Source organism: Micromonospora chalcea (genome assembly GCF_002926165.1).
GTDB lineage: Bacteria > Actinomycetota > Actinomycetes > Mycobacteriales > Micromonosporaceae > Micromonospora > Micromonospora chalcea.
This window is the reverse complement of the sequence record NZ_MAGP01000103.1, coordinates 1-23,856: the sequence shown is the minus strand read 5'-3', so window position 1 is coordinate 23,856 and position 23,856 is coordinate 1. Positions and strand designations below refer to the sequence as shown.

At 73.1% G+C, this 23,856-nt stretch carries 19 protein-coding genes; 5 read left to right on the top strand and 14 right to left on the bottom strand.

The features are described from left to right. Positions 1-79: 79 nt before the first annotated feature. From BAW75_RS11345 to rsgA, 5 genes are all read right to left on the bottom strand, one after another. The gene (locus BAW75_RS11345; RefSeq protein ID WP_104113551.1) at positions 80-736 is read right to left on the bottom strand and encodes a C39 family peptidase; all 657 of its coding nucleotides are present in this window, start codon (positions 734-736) and stop codon (positions 80-82) included. A gap of 769 nt (positions 737-1,505) precedes the next feature. Continuing rightward, positions 1,506-3,455 carry an excinuclease ABC subunit UvrC gene (gene uvrC / locus BAW75_RS11340; RefSeq protein ID WP_104113550.1) on the bottom strand — a complete coding sequence of 650 codons (1,950 nt, stop codon included), beginning with the start codon at positions 3,453-3,455 and terminating at the stop codon, positions 1,506-1,508. Between the two features lie 75 nt (positions 3,456-3,530). Then, positions 3,531-4,019: a Rieske (2Fe-2S) protein gene (locus BAW75_RS11335; protein ID WP_064445299.1), complete on the bottom strand. Its 489-nt coding sequence runs from the start codon at positions 4,017-4,019 to the stop codon at positions 3,531-3,533. Between the two features lie 100 nt (positions 4,020-4,119). Then, positions 4,120-7,068 (bottom strand): excinuclease ABC subunit UvrA, encoded by a 2,949-nt coding sequence (gene uvrA, locus BAW75_RS11330; protein WP_104113549.1) that lies wholly within the window; start codon positions 7,066-7,068, stop codon positions 4,120-4,122. A gap of 208 nt (positions 7,069-7,276) precedes the next feature. Then, positions 7,277-8,356: a ribosome small subunit-dependent GTPase A gene (gene rsgA, locus BAW75_RS11325; RefSeq protein WP_104113548.1), complete on the bottom strand. Its 1,080-nt coding sequence runs from the start codon at positions 8,354-8,356 to the stop codon at positions 7,277-7,279. Positions 8,357-8,577: 221 nt separating this feature from the next. Between rsgA and BAW75_RS11320 the strand changes: the two genes are divergently transcribed. Together BAW75_RS11320 and BAW75_RS11315 are read left to right on the top strand one after the other, a co-directional pair. Then, complete coding sequence (locus tag BAW75_RS11320; protein ID WP_104113547.1) at positions 8,578-9,294, top strand: maleylpyruvate isomerase family mycothiol-dependent enzyme; 717 nt, start codon at positions 8,578-8,580, stop codon at positions 9,292-9,294. An 8-nt stretch (positions 9,295-9,302) separates the two neighbouring features. Further along, entirely contained in the window at positions 9,303-9,956 is a 654-nt protein-coding gene (locus tag BAW75_RS11315; RefSeq protein WP_043331130.1) for an MBL fold metallo-hydrolase, read from the top strand. Positions 9,957-10,001: 45 nt separating this feature from the next. On the opposite strand, the gene BAW75_RS11310 is transcribed toward BAW75_RS11315, so the two are convergent. Both BAW75_RS11310 and BAW75_RS11305 read right to left on the bottom strand, forming a co-directional pair. Continuing rightward, positions 10,002-10,610: a DedA family protein gene (locus BAW75_RS11310; protein ID WP_069089083.1), complete on the bottom strand. Its 609-nt coding sequence runs from the start codon at positions 10,608-10,610 to the stop codon at positions 10,002-10,004. Positions 10,611-10,699: 89 nt separating this feature from the next. Next, positions 10,700-11,374: a class I SAM-dependent methyltransferase gene (locus tag BAW75_RS11305; protein ID WP_043331125.1), complete on the bottom strand. Its 675-nt coding sequence runs from the start codon at positions 11,372-11,374 to the stop codon at positions 10,700-10,702. Positions 11,375-11,555: 181 nt separating this feature from the next. On the opposite strand from BAW75_RS11305, the gene BAW75_RS11300 reads away from it, so the two are divergent. Further along, positions 11,556-11,759 (top strand): cold-shock protein, encoded by a 204-nt coding sequence (locus tag BAW75_RS11300; RefSeq protein WP_013287480.1) that lies wholly within the window; start codon positions 11,556-11,558, stop codon positions 11,757-11,759. A 51-nt stretch (positions 11,760-11,810) separates the two neighbouring features. Here the strand turns inward: BAW75_RS11300 and BAW75_RS11295 are convergent, their stop codons facing one another. The 5 genes from BAW75_RS11295 to BAW75_RS11275 form a co-directional block, all read right to left on the bottom strand. Beyond that, positions 11,811-13,085, bottom strand: a complete 1,275-nt coding sequence (locus BAW75_RS11295; protein ID WP_244206083.1) for an MFS transporter — start codon at positions 13,083-13,085, stop codon at positions 11,811-11,813. Positions 13,086-13,137: 52 nt separating this feature from the next. Next, the gene (locus tag BAW75_RS11290; RefSeq protein WP_104113545.1) at positions 13,138-13,713 is read right to left on the bottom strand and encodes an ArsR/SmtB family transcription factor; all 576 of its coding nucleotides are present in this window, start codon (positions 13,711-13,713) and stop codon (positions 13,138-13,140) included. A gap of 97 nt (positions 13,714-13,810) precedes the next feature. Then, positions 13,811-14,719, bottom strand: a complete 909-nt coding sequence (locus BAW75_RS11285; RefSeq protein WP_043329608.1) for a hypothetical protein — start codon at positions 14,717-14,719, stop codon at positions 13,811-13,813. A 170-nt stretch (positions 14,720-14,889) separates the two neighbouring features. Then, entirely contained in the window at positions 14,890-16,542 is a 1,653-nt protein-coding gene (locus tag BAW75_RS11280; RefSeq protein ID WP_104113544.1) for a CocE/NonD family hydrolase, read from the bottom strand. Positions 16,543-16,544: 2 nt separating this feature from the next. Beyond that, entirely contained in the window at positions 16,545-17,069 is a 525-nt protein-coding gene (locus BAW75_RS11275; protein WP_064445294.1) for a MarR family winged helix-turn-helix transcriptional regulator, read from the bottom strand. Positions 17,070-17,203: 134 nt separating this feature from the next. On the opposite strand from BAW75_RS11275, the gene BAW75_RS11270 reads away from it, so the two are divergent. Next, positions 17,204-19,339 carry an MMPL family transporter gene (locus BAW75_RS11270; protein ID WP_104113543.1) on the top strand — a complete coding sequence of 712 codons (2,136 nt, stop codon included), beginning with the start codon at positions 17,204-17,206 and terminating at the stop codon, positions 19,337-19,339. A gap of 74 nt (positions 19,340-19,413) precedes the next feature. Here the strand turns inward: BAW75_RS11270 and BAW75_RS11265 are convergent, their stop codons facing one another. Continuing rightward, a complete protein-coding gene (locus BAW75_RS11265; protein WP_104113542.1) occupies positions 19,414-20,286 on the bottom strand; it encodes a lytic transglycosylase domain-containing protein in 873 nt (290 codons plus the stop codon). 32 nt (positions 20,287-20,318) lie between these two features. Beyond that, on the bottom strand, positions 20,319-21,776 hold the full coding sequence (locus BAW75_RS11260; protein ID WP_104113541.1) for a DedA family protein: 1,458 nt from the start codon (positions 21,774-21,776) through the stop codon (positions 20,319-20,321). Between the two features lie 131 nt (positions 21,777-21,907). On the opposite strand from BAW75_RS11260, the gene typA reads away from it, so the two are divergent. Further along, on the top strand, positions 21,908-23,776 hold the full coding sequence (typA, locus tag BAW75_RS11255; protein WP_043329598.1) for a translational GTPase TypA: 1,869 nt from the start codon (positions 21,908-21,910) through the stop codon (positions 23,774-23,776). The last annotated feature ends 80 nt before the right edge of the window (positions 23,777-23,856 follow it).

Sequence of the window (23,856 nt, the reverse complement as noted above, 5' to 3'; positions counted from 1 at the left end):
CCTGTGGTGGGGGTCGGGCCCTTCCGGTGTGCGTGCTGCCCGTTCTTGCTCTGCAGCCATGGGTGCGGCGGTGTTGGTCTTAGCTGGTGCTGTAGCCGCGGGTGGCGATCCAGTCGGCGAGGTTGTCGATGCTCATCCGGTAGGTGGCGGTGTTCGGGTCGGCGCTGTCTGCGATGGTGACGGTCTTGCCGTCGTCGCGGTAGCCGATGACGCTGATGTAGTGGCCGCCTTCGAAGGAGTGGGTGTTGCCGTCGGTGTCGGTGGCGGTGCCGGCGATGTTGGCGACCACGGCCCGGCCGGCGTCGACGGTCTTCACCACGTCGGCGCGCAGCTTGTCGGTCTGCTTGTCGTCGGCCTTGGGGGTGCTGATCTCGACCGACTTGTAGGCGTCCTTGGCGCCGGTCTCCTTGTTCAGCACCGGGGTGATGTCGTTGATGGAGTTGGTGCCGGCCTCGGTGGTGCCCATCTCGCGGGCCATGGCGTGCACGTCGATGTTCTTGCCCTGCACGCTCAGCGCGTTGCGGGCGGCGGCGGGGCCGCAGAAGTAGAAGTTGGGCTGGGCCTCGTAGCGCACGTCCAGCTCACGCTCACCATGACCGCTCTTGCGGTCGGCGACGATGGCGGCCTTCTCGGCCGGGGCGGCGTGGGCGGCGACGGCGGGGCCGGCGATGCCACCGGCGGTGGCGACGACACCGGCAGCGGTCAGAACGGTCTTGCGCAGCAGAGTGGTAGCCATGATGGTTGCCTCCCTGAAATGGGGGATACGCGGCGGGGGTGCCGCGGAGGGGAAAAGTCTTGGGGGGCGCCCGTCGAGCGGGCTGGCACGCGGGCGACCCGAGAGGGGGCTGCTCCGCGGCTCGGGGATGTAACGACCACCGGGCCGGGGTCATTCCCGCCGGCGGGGGTGCTCGTCGTCGGGGGATGTAACGACGGCTGGGCCGGGGCGATTCCCGTGACCTGCCCCGTGGCGCCGGGCGGACCGGGGTTGAGCGCTCGGCCCTGGTGCCTGGGCGGTCAGCCATGTACAACGCCTGCACCCCACCCCGGATTCCGCCGTGAGCATGGCGCCGACCACAACGCCCCGGCAAACCGGACACCGGCCCCAGGGCGCACTGGGCGGCGCCTTCGCGGTGCACGCGCACGGCAGACCTTGCAGCCGGTCCCGGATAAGCCTCACAAAGCGGTCATACGTTAGGCACGAACTGCAAGGATGACGGTTTCGCCCACCGGGAACAACCATGGCTGGAACGCCGTATGTGTCAAAGGCGGGCGGAGACACCCATGGCGTTCCACCCGAGGCACCTGGCGACGGCGACTGGAGCGGCATGGGTGTCAAAAGCAGCCCGAGACACCCACGGCGTTCCACCCACGGCACGCGACGGCGGTGGCGGGCCGGCGGGCCGGACAACGGGCGTTGGTTGACGCACGCTGGACAGCGGCCGGGGGCCACGACGGCAGGCGCGAGCAGGCGCGAGCAGCGCGAGCAGGCGCGAGCAGGCGAAGGGTCAGGAACGGGGGGCGGCCGTGGTGGCGTCGGTGGAGCCGTCGAGCGCGGCCAGGATCGCCTCGGCCGTACGCCTGCCCACCCCGGGCACCTCGGTGATCTCCTCCACGGTGGCCGACGACAGCCGCTTCAGCGAGCCGAAGTGCCGCAGCAGCGCCTTGCGGCGTACCTCGCCGAGGCCGGGGACGTTGTCCAGCGCCGATTCGGTCATCCGCTTGGAGCGCCGCTGCCGGTGGAACGTGATGGCGAAGCGGTGCGCCTCGTCGCGGACCCGTTGCAGCAGGTAGAGCGCCTCGGAGGTGCGGGGCAGGATCACCGGGAACTCGTCGTCGGGCAGCCACACCTCCTCCAGCCGCTTCGCCAGCCCGCACAGCGCCACGTCGTCGATGCCGAGCTCAGCGAGCGCCTTCGCGGCAGCGGCCACCTGCGGCGGGCCACCGTCGACCACCACGAGCTGCGGCGGGTACGCGAACTTGTGCGGCCGCCCGGTGGTCGGGTCGATGCCGGGGCGGTCCGGGTCGGAGGCGGTCTCCTCGCCCAGCTCCCCGGTCTCGGCGCGGGCGTCGAGGTAGCGGGCGAAGCGCCGCCGCAGCACCTCGGACATGGCCGACAGGTCGTCGGCGGCGCCGCACACGATGAAGCGGCGGTACTCGCTCTTGCGGGGCAGCCCGTCCTCGAACACGACCATGCTGGCGACCACGTCGGTGCCCTGGATCTGGGAGACGTCGTAGCACTCGATGCGCAGCGGCGAGGTGTTCATGCCGAGCGCGTCGGCGATCTCGTCGAGCGCCTGGCTGCGGGTGGTCAGGTCGCCGGCCCGCTTGAGCTTGTGCCGGGCCAGCGCGTCCTTGGCGTTGCGCTCGACGGTCTCCAGCAGCGACCGCTTGTCGCCGCGCTGCGGCACCCGCAGCGACACCCGGCTGCCCCGGCGGGTGGAGAGCCAGTCGGCGAGCGCGTCGGCGTCGCCTGGTAGCTCGGGCACGAGCAGCTCGCGGGGCACGTCGGCCTCGCCCTGCTCGCCGCCGTACACCTGGGTGCAGAAGTGGTGCACGAGGTCGCCGGTGCTCAGCTCCTCGGTCTTCTCCACCACCCAGCCGCGCTGGCCGCGCACCCGGCCGCCGCGGACGTGGAACACCTGCACGGCGGCTTCGAGCGGGTCGTCGGCGAAGGCGACCACGTCGGCGTCGGTGCCGTCGCCGAGCACCACGGTCTGCTTCTCCATCGCCCGGCGCAGCGCCGCGACGTCGTCGCGCAGGCGGGCGGCCCGCTCGAACTCCAGTTGCTCGCTGGCGTCGAGCATCTCCTTCTCCAGCCGGCGGACCATGGTGTCGGTGCGGCCCGCCATGAAGTCGCAGAAACCGTCGACGATCTCCCGGTGCTGGTCGCTGGTGACGCTGCCGACGCACGGCGCGGAGCACTTGCCGATGTAACCGAGCAGGCAGGGCCGGCCGACCTGCCCGGCCCGCTTGAACACCCCGGACGAGCAGGTCCGCGCCGGGAAGACTCGCAGCAGCAGGTCGAGCGTCTCGCGGATCGCCCAGGCGTGGGAGTACGGCCCGAAGTAGCGCACGCCCTTGCGCTTGACGCCCCGCATCACCTGCAACCGGGGGTATTCCTCGTCGAGTGTGACCGCGAGATAGGGGTACGACTTGTCGTCGCGGTAGCGGACGTTGAACCTCGGGTCGTACTGCTTGATCCAGGTGTATTCCTGCTGGAGCGCCTCGACCTCGGTGGCGACGGTGATCCAGTCGACCGACTCGGCGGTGAAGACCATCTGCCGGGTGCGCTGGTGCAGGCCGACCGGGTCGGCGAAGTAGGAGTTGAGCCGGCTGCGCAGGTTGCGCGCCTTGCCGACGTAGATCACCCGGCCGGTGCCGTCGCGGAAGCGGTAGACCCCTGGCGACTCCGGAATGGTGCCGGGCGCGGGACGGTACGTCGAGGGGTCAGCCACGCTGTCAAGCCTAGTCCGCACCCCTGACACCCGGCCGCCGCCGCGCCCCCGGGTGACCGGGGGCGCGGCGGGTGGTCAGGCCAGGCGGATCTGGTCGCCGTCGACGGTGATGTCCTTCGCGGCGAGCGGCTTGGTGGCCGGGCCGCCCTTCACCGAGCCGTCGACGATGGAGAAGCGGCTGTTGTGGCAGGTGCAGTTGATCGTGCCGCCGTCGACGTTCGACACCGGGCAGCGCTGGTGCGTGCAGATCGGGTCGAACGCCTTGAACTGGCCGGCCTCGGGCTGGGTGATGACCACGCCCTGGCTGGCGAAGACCGCGCCGCCGCCGACCGGGATGTCCGAGGTGCGGGCCACGGAGTTGCTGCCGGCCCGGTCGCCGCCGCCGGCGTCCCCGGTGGCGGTGGCGCCGGGCGGGCCGCCGCTGGTCGGGGCGAGCCCGGGCGAGGCCTCGTCGTCGCTGCCGCAGCCCGCGAGGACCACTGCCGCGCCGACCGCCCCGGCTCCGGCGAGCAGGGCACGGCGGCTCTGGGTGACCGGTCGGGTCAACGCCTGATCATCACTCATATCCGGCCTTTCTCTCGGCTTACTGCGGAAACACGCACCAGCGTGGGGCACGGTTCATACTGGCGCGTCAACGTACCGGGCATCGCATGGAGGACGTCGGTCAGCGCGCCGCGGCCGGCACCTTGCGGGCCCGCGGCTTGGCGCCGCCGTTGCCGTTGGCCTTGGCCGCCCGGCTGGTGGCCGCCTTGGCGCCCTTGGCCTTGCCGTCGAGCTTGAGGATCGGCCGCAGGAACTGGGCGGTGTGGCTCTCCGGCACCTCGGCGACCTCCTCCGGCGTGCCGGTGGCGAGGACCGTGCCGCCCCGGTGGCCACCCTCCGGGCCCATGTCGATGAGCCAGTCGGCCGTCTTGATCACGTCGAGGTTGTGCTCGATGGTGATGACGGTGTTGCCCTTGTCGACCAGCCCCTCCAGCACCATCAGCAGCTTGCGGATGTCCTCGAAGTGCAGGCCGGTGGTCGGCTCGTCGAGCACGTAGACGGTGCGGCCGGTGGAGCGCTTCTGCAGCTCGGAGGCGAGCTTGACGCGCTGCGCCTCACCGCCGGACAGCGTCGGCGCGGGCTGGCCGAGGCGCACGTAGCCGAGGCCGACGTCGACCAGCGTCCGGAGGTGCCGGTGGATGGCCGGGATGGCGGAGAAGAACTCGGCCGCCTCCTCGATCGGCATGTCCAGCACCTCGGCGACCGTCTTGCCCTTGTAGTGCACCTCGAGCGTCTCGCGGTTGTAGCGCGCGCCCTTGCACACCTCGCAGGGGACGTAGACGTCCGGCAGGAAGTTCATCTCGATCTTGATGGTGCCGTCGCCGGAGCACGCCTCGCAGCGCCCGCCCTTGACGTTGAACGAGAATCGGCCCGGGCCGTACCCCCGGACCTTGGCCTCGGTGGTCTCGGCGAAGAGCTTGCGGATGTGGTCCCAGACCCCGGTGTAGGTGGCCGGGTTGGAGCGCGGGGTACGCCCGATCGGCGACTGGTCCACGCCGACGACCTTGTCCACGTGCTCCAGGCCGGTGATGCGGGTGTGCCGGCCGGGCACCAGCCGGGCGCCGTTGATCTGGTTGGCTAGCACCGTGTAGAGGATGTCGTTGACGAGCGTCGACTTGCCCGAGCCGCTGACTCCGGTGACCGCGATGAGCTGGCCGAGCGGGAAGCTCACGGTGAGGTTGCGCAGGTTGTGCTCGCGCGCGCCGTGCACCACCAGCTCGCGGCCCGGTGTCTGCGGCCGGCGGCCGGCAGGCGTCGGAATGGACTTGCGCCCGGACAGGTACGCCCCGGTGACCGACTCGGTGTTGTCGAGCAGCGCCGGCACCGAGCCGCTGTGCACGATCTTGCCGCCGTGCTCGCCCGCGCCCGGGCCGATGTCGACGATCCAGTCGGCCACCCGGATGGTGTCCTCGTCGTGCTCGACCACGATCAGCGTGTTGCCCAGCCCGCGCAGCCGCAGCAGCGTCTCGATGAGCCGGTGGTTGTCGCGCTGGTGCAGGCCGATCGACGGCTCGTCGAGCACGTAGAGCACGCCGACCAGGCCGGAGCCGATCTGGGTGGCGAGCCGGATGCGCTGCGCCTCGCCGCCGGAGAGCGTGCCGGCGGGCCGGTCCAGGGAGAGGTAGTCCAGCCCGACGTCGAGCAGGAACTTCAGCCGGGCGTTGATCTCCTTGAGCACCCGCTCGGCGATCATCTTCTGCCGGTCGGTCAGCTCGATGCCGGCGAGCAGGTCGGCGGCCTCGCCCACGGACAGGTTGCAGACCTCGGCGATGCTCTTGCCGGCCAGGGTGACCGCGAGCACCTCGGGCTTGAGCCGTGCGCCGCCGCAGGCCGCGCAGGGCACGTCCCGCATGTAGCCCTCGTACTTCTCCCGGGACCACTCCGACTCGGTGTCGGTGTGCCGGCGCTCGATCCACTGCACCACGCCCTCGAAGCCGGTGTAGTAGGAGCGCTCGCGGCCGTACTTGTTGCGGTAGCGCACGTGCACCTGGTCGTCGGAGCCGTGCAGGATCGTCTTCTGCGCCCGCGACGGCAGCTTCCGCCACGGCGTGTCGATGTCGAAGTGCTCGGCCTCGCCGAGCGCCTCCAGCAGCCGCAGGAAGTATTCGAGGTTGTGCCCGGTGGCCCACGGCTGGATCGCGCCCTCGCGCAGCGTGCGCTCCGGGTCGGGGATGACCAGCTCGGGGTCGACCTCCTTCTTCGTGCCCAGGCCGGTGCACTCGGGGCAGGCGCCGTAGGGCGCGTTGAAGGAGAAGACCCGGGGTTCCAGGTCCTCGATCGCGAGGGGGTGGTCGTTCGGGCAGGCCAGGTGCTCGGAGTAGCGGCGCTCCCGGGCCGGGTCGTCCTCCGGCAGGTCGACGAAGTCGAGCAGCACCAGGCCGCCGGAGAGACCGAGCGCGGCCTCGACCGAGTCGGTCAGCCGCTGCTTGGCGCTGGGCTTGACGCTGAGCCGGTCGATCACCACCTCGATGGTGTGCTTCTCCTGCTTCTTGAGCTTCGGCGGCTCGGTCAGCGGGTGCACCACGCCGTCGACCCGGGCCCGGGCGTAGCCCTTGGCCTGGAGCTCGGCGAACAGGTCGACGTACTCGCCCTTGCGGCCGCGCACCACCGGCGCGAGCACCATGAACCGGGTGCCCTCGGCCATGGCCAGGACCCGGTCGACGATCTGCTGCGGGCTCTGCTTGGAGATCCGCTCGCCGCAGATCGGGCAGTGCGGCTCTCCGATGCGGGCGAACAGCAGGCGGAGGTAGTCGTAGACCTCGGTGATGGTGCCGACGGTGGAGCGCGGGTTGCGCGAGGTGGACTTCTGGTCGATGGAGACGGCGGGGCTGAGACCCTCGATGAAGTCGACGTCGGGCTTGTCCATCTGCCCGAGGAACTGCCGGGCGTACGACGACAGCGACTCGACGTAGCGGCGCTGCCCCTCGGCGAAGATGGTGTCGAACGCCAGGCTCGACTTGCCCGAACCGGACAGCCCGGTGAAGACGATCAGGGCGTCCCGGGGCAGGTCGAGACTGACGTCACGCAGGTTGTGCTCGCGCGCGCCACGGATGATCAGTCGGTCGGCCACGGTGCGTGTGCTCCCGGAAGAAGAATATGAGGCGGATCTGTGCACCAGACGCCGGGTCTGGGTGGTTTTCACAGGTTGTCGGGGCGCAGAGAAGACGCCTCAGCAACTCTAGCCCCGACGTATGACAACTTCCGTCTCGCGAACATTCCCCCAGCTCAGGCCGGTCGGGCGGGAACCACTCACGCCCACCCGACCGGCTCGCGCAGGTTCAGAATGCCCCGGGTGCCGGGGGCGGCGCCGGACGCCCGGTACGTCGCCGCCCGCCCCGCCAGCCGCCCCGCCGTTCGGCCGCCAGCCGGGCCGCGCGCCGGCCGCCCTCGAAATCGATCTCCCGCTGCAGCCGGCGCCAGCTCTCCCAGCGGCGCACCGGCAGCGCGCCGTCCTCCAGCGCGTCGCGCACCGCGCAGCCCGGCTCGGCGTCGTGGGCGCAGTCGCCGTACCGGCAGCCGGCGGCCAGCTCGGCGATGTCGGCGAAGGCACGGTCCAGGCCGGCCGCGCCGTCGAGCAGGCCGACCGCCCGTACGCCGGGGGTGTCCAGCACCGCTCCCCCACCCGGCAGCGGCACCAGCGACCGCCAGGTGGTGGTGTGCCGGCCCTTGCCGTCGACGCGGCGGATCGCCTGGGTGCGCATCACGTCCGCCCCGGCCAGCGCGTTGACCAGGCTCGACTTGCCGGCGCCGGAGGGGCCGAGCAGGCCGAGCGTGCGCCCGGGGCCGACGAACCGGCGCAGCGGCGCCAGGCCGGCGCCCCGCTCGGCGCTGACCGGCAGCACCGGCACGCCCGGCGCGAGGTCGGCCAGCTGCCGGGCCACCGCCTCCGGGTCGGCGGCCAGGTCGGCCTTGGTGAGCACGACGAGCGGCTGCGCCCCGGATTCGTGCGCCAGGGAGAGCAGCCGTTCGATCCGCGCGGCGTCCGGTTCCGGGTGCACCGGCTCGACCACCGCGGCGGCGTCGAGGTTGGCGGCCAGCACCTGGCCGCTGGCGTCCTTGCCGGCGGTACGGCGCACCAGCGCGGTACGCCGCGGCAGCACCGCCTCCACCGTGACCGGGCCGTCCGGCCAGGTGGACAGCAGCACCCAGTCGCCCGCGCAGGGCAGCGCGGTCAGGTCACGGGCGGCGGCGGCGAGCACGGCGCCGCCGAGGCTGGCCCGCACCGGCCCCTGCGGGCTCAGCACGGTGCAGACGCCCCGGTCCACCCGGGCGACCCGCCCGGGACGGTGGCCGGCGCGCCGGTCGAGGTGGGCCGCCCAGCCGGCGTCCCAGCCGAGGGCGGTCAGGTCGAGAGTCATGGTGTCCTCTTCGGTGTCGAGGGATACGTGGTGGAGCACACGCGCTGCGACCGGCATGCACACCACCTCCTCTCCGACTCCCGGTGCCGCGTTGGCGACGACGCGGACCGGGCGGCCCAGGTCGTCGGCCCCGACGGTAGGTGCCGCGCCGACGCGCCGAAAGCGATTTCCCCGGCGGCGCGCCCTGCCCGGGCCCGCTAGTGTCGAACCGTGAGAACGCGATGACCACCGACCCCCTGCTGCTGACCGGTCCGCTGGCCGAGGCGAACGACCGTCTCCTGCGTACCGTGTCCGGCCTGACCGCGGCGGACGTCGCGGCGCCCTCGCTGCTGCCGGGCTGGTCCCGGGCGCACGTGCTCACCCACCTGGCCCGCAACGCCGACGGGTTCGTCAACCTGCTCACCGCCGCGCGCACCGGCGAGGACATCCCGATGTACGCCTCGGCGCAGGCCCGCGCCGCCGACATCGACGCCGGCGCCGACCGGGGTCCGGCCGACCTGCTCGACGACGTACGCCGCAGCGGCCAGCGCTTCGACGCGGCGGTCGCGGCGATGCCCGTGGACGCCTGGGGCGCCACCGTGCAGACCCGGCGCGGCCCCTGGCCGGCGGCGATGCTGGTCTGGGGCCGGCTGCGCGAGGTCGAGGTCCACCACGTCGACCTGGCGGCCGGTTACCTTCCGGCGGACTGGCCGGAGGCGTTCGCCCAGCGGCTGCTGCACGAGGTGGTGACCGGGCTGTCCGGCAATCCGGCCGCGCCGGCCATGGTGCTGCGCTTCGACGGCGCGGCCTCCGAACTCGTCGTGGGTGACCCCGAGGGGGCGCCCACGGTCACCGGCCCCGCGCCGGAACTCGCCGCCTGGCTGACCGGCCGGGGCGCGGGCGAGCTGCTCACCGTCGACCCCGACGGCCCTCTGCCCAACCCACCGGAATGGATCTGAACATCGTCATGACCTACACCGGAGACGTCACGCCCGGCGGGCCGCCGGCCGTGCGCGAGCTCGACCGGCTCACCGTCACCAAGCTGTCGGTGGGCCCGATGGACAACAACGCCTACCTGCTGCGCTGCAACGCCACCGGCGAGCAGGTGCTGATCGACGCCGCGAACGAGGCGCCACGCCTGCTGGAGCTGGCCGGCGACGGCGGGCTGGCCGCCGTGGTGACCACGCACCAGCACATGGACCACTGGGTCGCGCTGGAAGAGGTGGTGGCCAAGACCGGGGCGCGCGCGCTCGTGCACGCCGACGACGCCGAGGGCCTGCCCATCTCCGCCGAGCGGCTCGGCGAGGGCGACACGGTGCCGGTCGGCGACTGCGCGCTGGAGGTCATCCACCTGCGCGGGCACACGCCGGGCTCGATCGCGCTGCTCTACCGCGACCCCTCCGGCACCCCGCACCTGTTCACCGGCGACTCTCTCTTCCCGGGCGGCGTCGGCAACACCGACCAGGACCCGGAGCGCTTCGGGCAGCTCATCGACGACGTCGAGGCCAAGCTCTTCGACCGGCTGCCCGACGACACCTGGTTCTACCCGGGCCACGGCAAGGACAGCACCATCGGCGCCGAGCGGCCCGCGCTGCCGCAGTGGCGCGCCCGCGGCTGGTGAACACGCCCGGTCCGGCCTCCCCCGTGGCGGCCGGGCCGGGCGCGGTCAGCCGGTGACCGCGCGCAGGCGGCGCCGGGTGGCGAGCAGCACCGGGCCGGCGAGCAGCAGCCCGACCGCCATGGTCAGCACCGTGGGGTTGAGCGCCGCGGGCAGCAGCCCGGTCAGCGCCCGCGCGGTCAGGCCCAGCGCCACGTAGAGCCCGGCCCAGGCGGTCGCCCCCGCCGCCGCGCAGGCCAGGAACCGCCGGTACGACATCCGCAGCCCGCCGGCGGCCAGCGGCAGCAGCGCGTTGAACACCGGCAGGAACGGCGCCACCAGCACGATCCGTCCGCCACCGCGGTGCAGCAGCGTCTCGGCGGCGGTCCACCGGGACTCGCCGATCCAGCCGCCGACCCGGCTCTCCCGCAACTGCCCGCCCCAGCGCCGTCCGGCGAAGAAGCTCAGCGACCAGCCGGCCAGGCAGCCGGTGACCACCGCGGCGACGGTCAGGGCCCCGCCGGCCGGGCGACCGGCGCCGACCGCCGCGAGGACCGCCGCGTCGCCGGGCACCAGCACCCCGATCAGGGGTACGGCGTCGGCGAGCATCACGATGCCCAGCAGACCCATCAGGAGGGTGGTGGGCAGCTCACCGGCGGCGGCCACGAGATCGTTCATGAGCTGCACGCTATGGCCCGCCGGTCACCCGGCACATCGGGCATGATCCCCCAGTGGCCCCCGACACCCGACCCGGAGATCCCTGAGGGTCATCGGGGTCGCAGCACCTGCACCCGGCGTACCGGGGAGTCGACGGAGGGCTCGGTGGTCGGCACCGGGTAGCTGGCCACCAGCTCCAGCCCGCCCGGCGGCAGGTGGCCCCGGTCCGGGTCGCCGACCAGCACCTCGACGCCGTGGTCGGCGCAGCGCCGCAGGTAGGGCAGGACCCGCGCGGCCAGTCCGGCGTCGTAGAGCACGTCCCCGGCCACCAGCAGGTCGGCGCCCGCGACGCCGTCGAGCAGGTCGTCGCCGTCGGCCGCCACCCGGACCCGGTTGGCGCGGGCGTTCACAGTGACGGCCGCCACCGCGTACGGGTCGATGTCGTTGGCGACCACCTCGTCCGCCCCGGCGAGCGCGGCGGCGATGGCGACCAGCCCCGATCCGGCGGCCAGGTCGAGCACCCGCCGCCCGGCGGCCAGTTCGGGGTGGTCGAGCAGGTGCCGGGCCAGCGCCTGCCCGCCGGCCCAGACCGACGCCCAGTACGGCGGCGGCAGCGACCGACCGGCGGCGGCCTCCATCCGGGCCCACCACAGGATGGCGTCCTCGGCCAGGTGCAGGCGCACCTCGGGCACGAACGGCGTGTCGACCAGTCGCAGGCGGTCCGGGCCCGCGCCGGGCACCGCGATCTCCTGTTCCAGGTCGGCCAGAGCCGTCTGCGTGCTCATCGGGGCAAGCATGCCGCGCCGCGCCCGGCGCCGGGGTCATTTTCCCGGCGCGGCACGTATTCACGGGCGCGCCGCGCGCTTCCGGCAGCGGATTGCGGTCCGGACGGTTACTGTCGGGGTGGTACAGGGCGACCACCGGCCGCGGGGCCGGCGCTCGCCCGCATTGAACAGGGAGAGACGCATGGCAACCGGCACGGTCAAGTGGTTCAACTCGGAAAAGGGCTTCGGCTTCATCGAGCAGGACGGCGGAGGCCCGGACGTGTTCGTCCACTACTCGGCCATCCAGAGCAGTGGCTACCGCGAGCTGAACGAGGGTCAGAAGGTCGAGTTCGAGGTGACCCAGGGCCAGAAGGGCCCGCAGGCGGACAACGTCCGTCCGATGTAGTGACGTGCCGGTGGCGGCGGTCGGGGCTCCGACCGCCGCCGCAGCGCATCATCAGGACGGCGCGGCCGGCAGGTCGCGCCGTCTCCGTAGCGGCCCGGCCAGCAGGATCAGCGGGGTCAACGCCAGCCACGCGGTCATCACCCGGATCGCGCCACCCGGCCCCCAGGCCGCGCCCAGCGCGCCGGCGAGCAGGGCGGCCAGCGGAATGGTGCCGTAGTTGAGCAGATGCATGCTCACCGTGACGCGGCCGAGCAGCCGGTGCGGGGTGTACGTCTGCCGGAAGCTGCCCTTCACCACGTTGCCGATCGCGACGCCCAGGCTCACGAGCACACCGCCGAGCACCAGCCAGGCGGTCCGCGCGCCGGGACCGGCGAGCGGGATGAGCAGCGCGGGCGGCCCGGTGAGGGCGCCGGCGACCAGCAACGTCCGGGCGCTGCCGATCCGGCGAGCCAGGCGCGCGGCGAGCGCGGCGCCGATCACGCCGCCGAGGCTGGCGAGTCCGATCAGGAGGCCGACCAGGCCCGCCGGGAGTTCGGCCGAGCGGACCAGGAACACCACGAGCACCGCCTGGTAGCCGGTGAGCCCGATGTTGCTCGCCGCCCCGAAGACCGTCAGCACCCGCAGGTACGGGTCGCGGACGACGAACCGCAGTCCGGTGGCGACCTCGCGGCGCAGCGACGTCGTCCCGGCGTCCCGGTGCGGCCGGGCCTCGACCGCGCTGATCCGGCGCAGGCAGAGCGCGGACAGCAGGAAGGTGAGCGCGTCCAGCGCCACCGCGGTCACCGCGCCGACTGGCTGGGCGACGAGACCGGCCAGTCCCGGGCCGACGAGGTAGCTGGCGGTCTGGGTGGCGTGCAGCCGGGCGTTGGCCTCGGGCACCTGCTCGGGACGCAGCAGCGTGGGCAGGTAGACCTGGTCGGCGGTCTCGAAGAAGACCCGGGCCAGTCCGGCGCCGAGCGCCACGACCAGCAGGTGACCGACGGTGAGCAGGCCGAGCAGGGCGGCCACCGGGACGCTCGCGAACAGCGCGGCGGCGGCGAGGTCGGCGGCGATCATCACCGGGCGACGGCGGACCCGGTCGACCCACGCCCCGACCGGCAGGCCGGCCAGCAGCCAGGGCAGCCACGCCGCGGCGGTGAGCACCGCCACCTGGAACGTGCTCGCGTCGAGCACGAGCACGGCGACCAGGGGCAGCGCCACTGCGGTCATGTTGCTGCCGACGGCGCTCACCGTGTGGCCGGTCCAGAGCAGCCGGAAGTCGCGGTGCCGGAACAGCCCTCCGCGCGTCGGGGCGGCCGGCCCCGACATGCGCGCGGGGGCGGTCACGACGGGCGTCCCGGTAAGGCGTTCCCGCACGGCGCCGGAACGCGGTGGACGGTCACGGCCGGCTCGGGACGCCGTGGGCGAACACGAAGACCGGCTCGCGGCGCTGCCCGTCCTCGGGCGCCGGCCGGTCGGCCCACCGTGCGAACAGCGCGATCACCTCACGGCTGAGCTCGGCCAGCTCGTCCGGGGTCAGGTGCAGCCACTTGTCGGTGCTGAACGGCCCCTCTCCCCACGCGGCGTGCGCCTCGTCAGGGGCGGCGTGCCAGGCGCGGACCAGCTCGGCGTGCCGCTCCAGGTTGAGCGAGCTGGCCGCGTCGGCCACCACCCGGGCCGCCGGGTCGTCGTCGAAGTCGCTGTTGGACCAGCGCACCCCGCGATCGCGCAGCCGCCACCAGCGTTCCCGGCGGTCGCGTGCCAGCTCGGGCGCCTCGACCAGCAGGTCGGCGGCGGCCAGCACCTTGAGGTGGTGGCTCACGTTCGCCGGCGCCTGGTCGGTGCGGTCGGCGAGCATGCCGACGGTGCACGGGCCGTACACCTTGAGCACGTCCATGAGCCGGCGGCGCAGTGGGTGGGCGAGCGCGGCGAGCACCCGCGAGTCGGTGATCTGCCGGACGGTCCGCTGTTCCATGCGCCCGAGTCTCACATCCGCAAGAGCTGTTGCGCAACAGCTCTTGCGGAATGCGCCGGCCGACGGCGCCGCGACCCGCGGTCGCGGCGCCGGACCGTCAGGCGATCAACCGCCGGGACAACTCGTCGGCCACGTCCCGGGCGATCTGCGGCGGGATGGCCTCGGCGATCTTCTCCGGCGGCAACCCGGCCAGCACACCGGAGACGATCTGCTGCTCGTCGGTGAAGTCCCGGCCGGACAACTCGTTCACCTGCGCGACCAGCGCCGGCCAGGCGCGCAGCATCGCCAGCATCTGCTGCAACGGCGAGTTGGGCATGGGCGGGTTGACCAGCCCGGTGGTGTTGGCCGGCGAGATCAGCCAGTTGCGCAGGTTCTGCAGGTCGGCCAGGACGTCGCCCACAGTGCGGTTCTTCGAGCCGGTGTCCTTGATGAGCCGGTCGGTCTGTTCCATGTCGTCCTCCGGTTTCGCGGTGGCGATCATTCCGATCGCGGTCAGATAGCGGCGGAACAGCGGGGTCAGGTCACGCCCCGCCTTTGTCGAGTCACGGAAGAAGCTGAAATGCGTGTGGTACAGGTGGCTGCTGTCGCCGCTGGTGCGCCGTCCCAGCCGGTCCCAGCGGCGCACAGTCCGCCCGTCCGGGGAGTAGATGATCTCCCGGATGTCCCGGGTGTCGGCCGCGTTCGCCACGCACTGCGCCACCATCCAGGTGGAGAACGTCCGCAGGTTGTGCGTACCGCCGCCGGAGCGGACGGAGAACGTGCCGACGTCCAACGCGGACGCGTACAGGGTCAGGCCGGACCGGTCCCGGGTGGACTCCACCACCGAGTAGTCGTTCGTCACGACCCGGTCGGATCCGCAGTGGTAGCCGCCCCGGTGGTTGGGGTCGCCGACGATGCCGACCTCCGCCGGCTCCAGATCGTCGGCGCGTACGGCCTTCTTGTCGACGTTGAGATAGGTGAGCAACAGGTTCCGGACGGCCAGCAGGTTCGCCGGGGCCGACGTCATGGCAGATCCCCTTCCGATCGATGACCGGCGAGGGCACGACAATCACACCGCGTGATGGCGTGCGATCCGCGGACGCGCCCCGCCGGATAACTGCACGGCACCGGGCACTTGCTCCGAGCTTAACCACGGTTAGGCAGAAGTGCCCAGCTCAGGGACGGTTTTTTGGACTATCAGCCCGCTGTGGACGGTGTCCGCGTGAGCGGCAGCTCCAACCCCGAGGGATGCTCACGATCGCTGAGAATCTCTCGCCAACCAGCACGAAGAGTCACGGCAGTGCCGAGTGGCTCACCGGTGCCGGGGTTGCGCGCGTACCGGGGGTGGGCGCCACCGGAGACCTGGACCCGCAGCCGGTGCCCGGGCGCGAAGCGGTACGCGGTCGGCCAGAGCGTCACCGGCACGGCGACCACACCGGACGGATCGCGCGGGAACCGGCCCGGCTCGACCCGGACCAGCCCGTCGCAGACGTTCCAGGAACGCCCGCGCCGGTCCACGTCGCACAGACGCACGAACACGTCCAGGTACGACAGTTCGCTGCGCACGTGGATCTCGGCGCGTACCGGCCCGGCCACCTCGACCGGCTCGGGCAGCGGCCCACTGGTGTAGGTGAGCACGTCCGGCCGGGCCTCCACCGGCCGGTTGTCGACCGCGCCGGCCCGCTGGGCCACGAGCAGCGGCCCGCCCAGCGACGGGGTCGGGTCGGCCGGGTCGTACCAGAAGCGGTCGGGCGTGGCGCCGGGCTCCGGCGGCTCCGGGGCGAGCCCGCCGCCCGAGCGCAGGTGCCACCGCACGGGCGTGGCGGGCGGCGGCCAGTCCGGCAGGTCACGCCCGCCGCCGCCGGCGCCGCCGACGTGCACCCGCACCGGCGCGCGCTGCGGCGCGGGCCGCCCCGCCAGGTGCGTGTCGAGCCAGTCCAGCCCTTCGCGTAGCGACGCCAGGAGCAGCCCCGGGCTGCCGTGGGTCCAGGGGCCGACGACCAGGCGGGGTCGCGCTCCGGCGGCCCGCAGGCGGGCGTAGTCGTCGAGCTGGGCCGGCAGGAAGATGTCCTGCCAGCCGCTGACCATGGCGACCGGGGCGCGCACCTCGGTGATCCGTTCGCCGAAGACCCGGGTACGCCAGTAGTCGGCGTCGGGGGTGTGGTGGCGCAGCCACTCCTGGAAGAACGGCACCGTGACGCCGGTGGCGACCCGGTCCGCCTCGGCCAGCGGCAGGTGCGCCAGGGCACGGACGAGGCGGGGCTGACCGCGCTTGAGTTCCCACTGCCGGGCCAGCCAGGGCACCGTCTGCGCCTGGAGCAGCTCGGCCCAGGTGAGCACCGTGTCCAGGGCGAACGACTCCCCCGCGTACGTGGAGTCGCGGGTGCCCGACGCGGTCACCACGGCGACCATCGCGCGCAGCTCGTCGCCCGCCTCGGCGGCGAGCGCCCACTGCACGAAGCCCTGGTAGCTGGCGCCGAACATGCCGAACGCGCCGGTCCACCACCGCTGGCGGCGCAGCCAGTCCAGCGTGTCGAGGCCGTCGTCGCGCTCGTGCACCAGCGGCGCGAACTCGCCGCCCGAGCCGTACGTGCCGCGGCAGGACTGGATGACCACGTGGAAGCCCCGCTCGGCGATCAGGCGGCCGAGCAGGCGGATCGGCCCGCCCCGCCCGTACGGGGTGCGGATCAGCACGCAGTGCGCGCCGGGCAGGTCGGGTGCGTAGTGGTCGGCGCGCAGCGTCACCCCGTCGCGGACCCGGACCGGGATGTCCCGGGTGACGGTGACCTGCCCGGTGCGGGCGGCCGGTAGTCGCAGCGCCGCGGCGGCGGCCCGGGTGACCAGCCGCACGGTCAGTCGCCCTCGCCGGGGCCGGGTGCGGCGCCGCGGCGGGGCGCGGCGCGGATCTCGTCCCGGTGGGTACGCATGGAGCGCACCATCTCCGCCATGAACCGCTGCACCACGGCCAGCTCGTCGTCGGTGAAGCGGTCCATCACCTCGTCGGTGCGGCGCCCGAGCGGCCCGAAGAAGCTCTGCGCCAGCGTGGCGCCACGGTCGGCGTAGTGCAGGAGGATCTTGCGGCGGTCGGCGGTGTCCCGGTCGCGGCGGATGTGACCGCCGCGTTCCAGGCGGTCGACGAGCGCTGTCACCGACCCGGAGGAGATGTTGAGCGCCTCACCGAGGCGGCCCGGGGTGATCGGGTCGCCGACCAGCTCGGCCTCCATCACCGCGATCAGCGCGTGCAGGTCGGTGGCGTTGAGCCCGTGCAGCCCGGCGAAGGCGTGCCCGATGTGCTGGGCGTCGACGGAGTAGCGCCGCAGGTCGTTGGTGATCTCGGCGATCATTCGCCCGCGCGGGTCGTCCCGTCGCCGGTACATCCTGTGCGCCACCGCTCGCCGACACCCCCTGCCCGAACTGATCCGGTTGCAGCATAGAACCACCCCGGATAATCTCGCTTATCAAGATACTCGTTCAGAGAGAATCCTCCGCGACCAAATAGTGAGGGCATCCGATGTCACTGTTCTCCCGCGTCGTCCGGGGCCGGCTCGCCGCCTGGCTCACCCTGGCCGTCGCGCTCGTCGTCGGCGTAGTCGCCTTCGGGCTGCCGAAGCCGGACAATCCCGACCCGGTCTCCGGCACCGGCCTGTCCGTGAAATGGCAGTCGACGCAGGTCGAACGGCTGCAGGACCAGTTGCCCTCCAAGGACGCCCAGACCGCCCTGGTGGTGGTCAGCCGCGCCGACCAGGCCCCGCTGAGCGGGGCCGACCGGGGCCAGCTCGACGGCCTCACCGGCCAGCTGAGCTCACTCGCCGCCGGCGGCCGGGTCTCCCCCGCCCAGGTCTCCCCGGACGGGACCGTGGCGCTGGTCGCGGTGCCGCTGTCCACCGAGGGCGGCCCGTCGGCGGTGGTCGACGAGGTGGAGAAGCTCCGCGAGGCGGTCGGTGACCTGCCCGGCGAGCTGACCGTCGAGGTCACCGGCGGGCCCGTGCTCACCGCCGACCTGGGCAAGGTGTTCCAGGGCGCGGACACCACGCTGCTGCTGGTCACCGCCGCCGTGGTGGCGGTGCTGCTGCTGGTCACCTACCGCAGCCCGTTCCTGTGGCTCGTACCGCTGCTCGTGGTGGGCGCGACCGAGCAGATCACGCTGCGCGTGGTGGAGTCCCTCGTGCCCGCGTTCGGCATCTACCTGCCCAGCGGCCAGGTCACCGGCATCGCCAGCGTGCTGGTGTTCGGCGCCGCGACCAACTACGCGCTGCTGCTCATCGCCCGCTACCGGGAGGAGCTGCGCCGGGAGGAGGACCGGTTCGCCGCCATGCGCTCGGCGCTGCGCCGCACCGCCGAACCGATCCTGGCCAGCGGCAGCACCGTCGTCCTCGGCGTGCTCACGCTGCTGCTGTCCGAGCAGGAGACCAACCGGGCGCTCGCCATCGCCTGCGCCACCGGTGTGATCCTCGCCATGCTCTCCGCCCTGTTCGTGCTCCCCGCGGCCCTGCTGCTGTTCGGCCGGGGCCTGTTCTGGCCGTTCATCCCCCGCGTCGGCAGCGCCGCCCGCGAGGGCCGGATCTGGGGCCGCCTCGGCGAGATGGTCATCCGCCGGCCGCTGCCGATCGCCGCGCTCGCCGTCCTGCTGCTCGCCGGCCTGGCCCTCGGCGGCCTCGGCATCCGCACCGGCCTGTCCGAGACCGAGCAGTTCAGCGAGAAGCCGGAGGCGGTCGCCGGGGCGGAGACGCTCGCCCGGGCGTTCCCGGCCGGCAGCACCCAGCCGGTTGCGGTGCTCACCAACCCGCAGGCCGCCCCGGCGGTGCTCGCCGCCGCCTCCGACGTCGACGGGGTCGCCTCGGCCCGGCCGGGCGCCGCCGGAGACCGGGTCGCCCAGATCGACGTGGTGCTCACCGCCGAGCCCGGCAGCGCCGCCTCCGACCGGGCCGTGGTGGCGCTGCGCGACGCCGTGGCCGCCGTACCGGATTCCGCGCCGCCCGCCGTGGACGGCGCGGACGCCCCCGACGGCGCCCTGGTCGGTGGTTCGGTCGCCGCGACCTACGACTCGAACGAGGCGAACACCAAGGACCTCAAGCTGATCCTGCCGCTCATCCTGCTGCTGGTCGGCGCGGTGCTGGTGCTGCTGCTGCGCGGAATCCTGGCGCCGCTGCTGCTGGTGGTGACCGTGATCGCGTCGTTCTTCGCCAGCCTCGGCGCGGCCTGGCTGCTCTTCGACCACGTGCTGGACTTCCCGGCGCTGGACAGCGGGGTGCTGCTGCTCGCGTTCGTCTTCCTGGTGGCGCTCGGCGTCGACTACAACATCTTCCTGGTCACCCGGGCCCGGGAGGACGCCCGGCGCACCGGCACCCGCGACGGCATGCTGTCGGCGCTGCGGGTCACCGGCGGCGTCATCACCAGCGCGGGCGTGCTGCTCGCCGCGGTCTTCGCGGTGCTCGGCGTGCTGCCGCTGATCACGCTCACCCAGATCGGCATCATCGTCTGCATCGGTGTGCTGCTGGACACGCTGCTGGTCCGTACCGTGCTGGTGCCGTCGCTGGCGTTCCTGCTCGGCGACCGGTTCTGGTGGCCCGGCCGGATCACCCGAGACGCCGACGCGCCCGGCGACGCCGTCGACGCGCCGGCCGAGCCGGTGCCCGCGCGGGACTGACCTGGACGGACAGGGCGGGGCCGGCACGTTCGCCGGCCCCGCCCGTTCGTTTGTCCGCTCGTTCGCTCGTTCGCTCAGAAGCTCAGGCACTCGCACTCGGTCATCAGCGCCCGCACGTTGCGCACGTACTGCGGGTTGGGGATGGTCAGCGGCTGATCCTCCCGCGCCACCGCGCCGTGCCCGTAGTTGTACGCCGCGATCACGGCGTTGAGCAGGCAGGAGTTCAACGTGGACGTGCACAGCGAGGCGTCGAGGCGGTAGTCGGACTCGAAGTACATGTCGCCGATGTACTTGGTCAGCCAGGCCAGGTACGTGCCGCCCAGGTAGGCGTTGTCGCGGTAGGCGTCGATGTCGTACGACTGCCCGAACCGCTGGTTCATCCACTCCGCCGTGGCCGGCATGACCTGCATCAGCCCGACCCCGGTGTCGCAGGCGATGATGTTGGACTGCCACCCGCTCTCCTGCCAGGCGGTGGCCTTCATCAGGGCCGACGGGATGCGGATGTCCGGCGCCGAGGTCGGCCAGTACGTGCGCGCTGCGGCGTCCGCGAGCGCCGCTTTCACCTGGCTCTGGCTGGCCTTGGTGCCCCGGTAGCTCGGCTTACAGCCCTCGTCCGCCGGCTTCGGCGGGGCGGGAGGCACCTGGGTCTCGGTCGGCGGCTTCGGCTTGGCCAGCGGGGCCGTGGACGTGCGGGACGGCTTCGCGGCCGGTTTCGGTTTCGCCGACGCGCTCGGGCTGGGCCGCCCACCCATCGCCGCGACCGCCGGTGGCTCCTCGCTGGGCGCGTCGGCGGGCGCCTCCTGCGGTTCGTCCGCCGGCGCCGCCGTGGGCAGGTCCGCGGCGACCTCGCGGACCGGCCGTTCCTGTTCGCCGCACGCCGTCAGCGTGCCCGTCGCGAGCAGCGCCGCCACCGCCATCGCGGCCCACCTGCCGAATCCTCGCCGCATCCGACCTCCCCCGTCGTTGCCGTCGGCGCACCCTAACAAGGATCGGCAGGTCCGCGGGGTACCCGAGACGCCGACCGGCGCCGCCGGGGCCGGGGCGGCGCGTCCCGTGGGGCCGGATCCCCGTCCGCCGGGTCCGGCCGCTCGGCGCCGTCCGCCAGCCGGTCCCGGGTCGCCCACGCCACCACGAACACGGTGGTCCAGGCGATGCCCAGCAGCACCGCCGTGACGGTGCCGCTCGCGGTGCTGAGTCCCAGGTAGAGCCGCGCGCCGGTGACCATGACCACGCCTGCCGACGCGGCCGTCCAGACGGCCACGCCGGCCGGCCAGCGCACGCCGCGGGACAGCAGCCAGGCCAGCGTGCCGAGGCTCGCCGTCACCACCGCGTTCTGGGTCGGGAACAGGTCACCGGCCCGGTCCGGGCCACCCGGATCGGTCAGCTCCGCGACAACGACGAGCAACACCAGCGGCACCGCCGCGCCGACGGTGCCCAGCACCCCGAGCGGGTCGGCCCGCCACGGCCGGCCCCGCCCCGTCACCACGGCGGCCACCACGGCGACCGCGGCGATGAGCAGCCAGCCGCGCAGCCCCGACACCGCGGCCTGCGCCGCGTCGACCACCCCGGGGGTACGCCGGGCGGCGAACCAGTCGGAGACCAGCCCGTCGAGGACGCCCAGCCCGCTGTGCCGGACCACCGCCTCCAGCAGCAGCGCCACGGCCAGCCCGGCGACGAACAGCAGCGCCAGCCCCAGCACCAGGTTGACCAGCAGGCTCCAGGCCGGGCCGACCCGCATCGCGACCAGGAAGAACAGCACGCCGTACCGGGACCGCAGCCAGCGCAGCGGCGGCAGCGCGGCGGCCCGGGCGGCCAGCGCGCGCACCGGGTCCGGGTTGCGCCCCAGCCAGCGGCCCGCCAGCACCACGCCGAGCAGGCACAGCAGCAGGGCCAGCACCGCCCCGGTGGCCTGGCCGAGCAGCTTCGACACCCGCTCGTACGACTCCCCGGCCAGGTAACCGGCCAGCACCGAGGCGCCGACCCAGCTCGCCACCCCGGCGAGGTTCCACGGCGCGAACCGCCGGTACGGCATCCCGGCCGACCCGGCCAGCCGGGGCGCCAGCGTACGGGCGAACGCGATCCAGCGGGCGGCCAGCACGCCGCGACCGCCCAGCCGGTCCAGCAGCGAATCGGCCCGCCGCCACCGGTGCGCCCCGATCCGGGCACCCACCCCCGAGGCGCGCAGCCGTGGGCCGTACCGCCGCCCGGCCCGCCACGCGAGTGTGTCTCCGATCACGGCGGCGGCGGTCATGGCCACCAGCACGGGCGCGAGGCGCAGCGTCCCCGCGTACGCTAGGAAGCCGACCAGAAGCAGGGTCGCCTCGCCGGGCATCAGCAGCCCGACGATCACCGCGGTCTCCGCCGCGACGATCGCCGCGGCGGCCAGGTAGATCAGCAGGGGCGGCAGCTCCTGCAGCCAGCTCAGCAGGTCAGGCATCGGACACCCCGCACGGGTGTCAGCATGCCAGTCGCTGGAACGGTCGGCACAGCACTTTCGACGCAGATCCGGGCGATCTCGGGGTGACCCCGAGGCGTGCCCGGGCTACCGCAGACAGGAGTATGGAGGGTATGCAGCTACGCACCGACCTCCGCAACGTCGCCATCATCGCCCACGTCGACCACGGCAAGACGACCCTGGTCGACGCCATGTTGCGGCAGGCCGGCGCCTACGGCGCCCGCGGTGAGAACACCGAGCGGGTCATGGACTCGATGGACCTCGAGCGGGAGAAGGGCATCACCATCCTCGCCAAGAACACCGGCGTGCGGTATCTGCCGGCGGACGGCTCGGAACCGGTCACCATCAACATCATCGACACCCCCGGTCACGCCGACTTCGGCGGCGAGGTCGAGCGCGGCCTGACCATGGTCGACGGTGTGGTGCTGCTGGTCGACGCCAGCGAGGGCCCCCTGCCGCAGACCCGGTTCGTGCTCCGCAAGGCGCTGCGCGCGCGGCTGCCGATCATCCTGGTGATCAACAAGGTGGACCGTCCGGACGCCCGGATCAAGGAGGTCGTGGACGACACGTACGAGCTGTTCCTCGACCTGGACGCCGACGAGGAGCAGATCGACTTCCCGATCGTCTACGCCTGCGCCCGCGACGGCATCGCCTCGCTGACCCAGCCCGCCGACGGCGCGGTCCCGGATGACAGCAGCAACCTGGAGCCGCTGTTCCGCACCCTGCTGGACACCATCCCCGCGCCCGCGTACGACGAGGGCGCGCCGCTGCAGGCGCACGTCACCAACCTCGACGCCTCGCCGTTCCTGGGCCGGCTCGCGCTGTGCCGGGTCCGCCAGGGCACGATCAGCAAGGGCCAGACCGTGGCCTGGTGCCGCACCGACGGCAGCACCCAGCGGGTACGCATCTCCGAGCTGCTGATGACCGAGGGCCTGGAGCGCAAGCCGGCCGAGTCCGCCGGGCCGGGCGACATCATCGCCGTGGCCGGCATCCCGGAGATCATGATCGGTGAGACACTCGCCGACGCCGAGAACCCGGTGCCGCTGCCGCTGATCACCGTGGACGAGCCGGCCATCTCGATGACCATCGGCACCAACACCTCGCCGCTGGTCGGCCGGGTCAAGGGCGCCAAGGTCACCGCCCGGATGGTCAAGGACCGGCTCGACAAGGAGCTGATCGGCAACGTGTCGCTGCGGGTGCTGCCCACCGAGCGGCCGGACGCCTGGGAGGTGCAGGGCCGTGGTGAGCTGGCCCTGGCGATCCTGGTCGAGCAGATGCGCCGCGAGTCCTTCGAGCTCACCGTCGGCAAGCCGCAGGTCGTCACCCGGGAGATCGACGGGAAGACCTGCGAGCCGGTCGAGCGGCTGACCATCGACGCCCCGGAGGAGTACCTCGGCGCGATCACCCAGCTCCTGGCCACCCGCAAGGGCCGGATGGAGCAGCTGGTCAACCACGGCACCGGCTGGATCCGGATGGAGTGGCTGGTCCCGGCGCGCGGCCTGATCGGCTTCCGCACCGAGTTCCTCACCGAGACCCGCGGCACCGGCATCCTGCACCACGTCTTCGAGTCGTACGAGCCGTGGTTCGGCGAGCTGCGCACCCGCAACAACGGGTCGCTGGTCGCCGACCGGGCCGGCGCGGTCACCGCGTTCGCGATGACCAACCTCCAGGAGCGCGGCCAGCTCTTCGTCGAGCCGGGCACCGAGGTGTACGAGGGCATGATCGTCGGCGAGAACTCCCGCTCCGACGACATGGACGTCAACATCACCAAGGAGAAGAAGCTCACCAACATGCGCTCGTCGACCGCCGACGAGACCGAGAAGCTGATCCCGCCGCGCAAGCTGTCCCTGGAGCAGGCGCTGGAGTTCTGCCGCGAGGACGAGTGCGTCGAGGTCACCCCGGCCGCGGTGCGCATCCGCAAGGTGGTGCTGGACCAGACCCAGCGCGGCCGGATGGCGGCCCGCCGCAAGCACGCCGGCTGACCCACCCCGCCCCACCCGGCGCCCGGCCCGCCCAGGCGGACCTGGCCGCCCCGCCCCCCCCCCCCCGCCCTGCCCCGCCC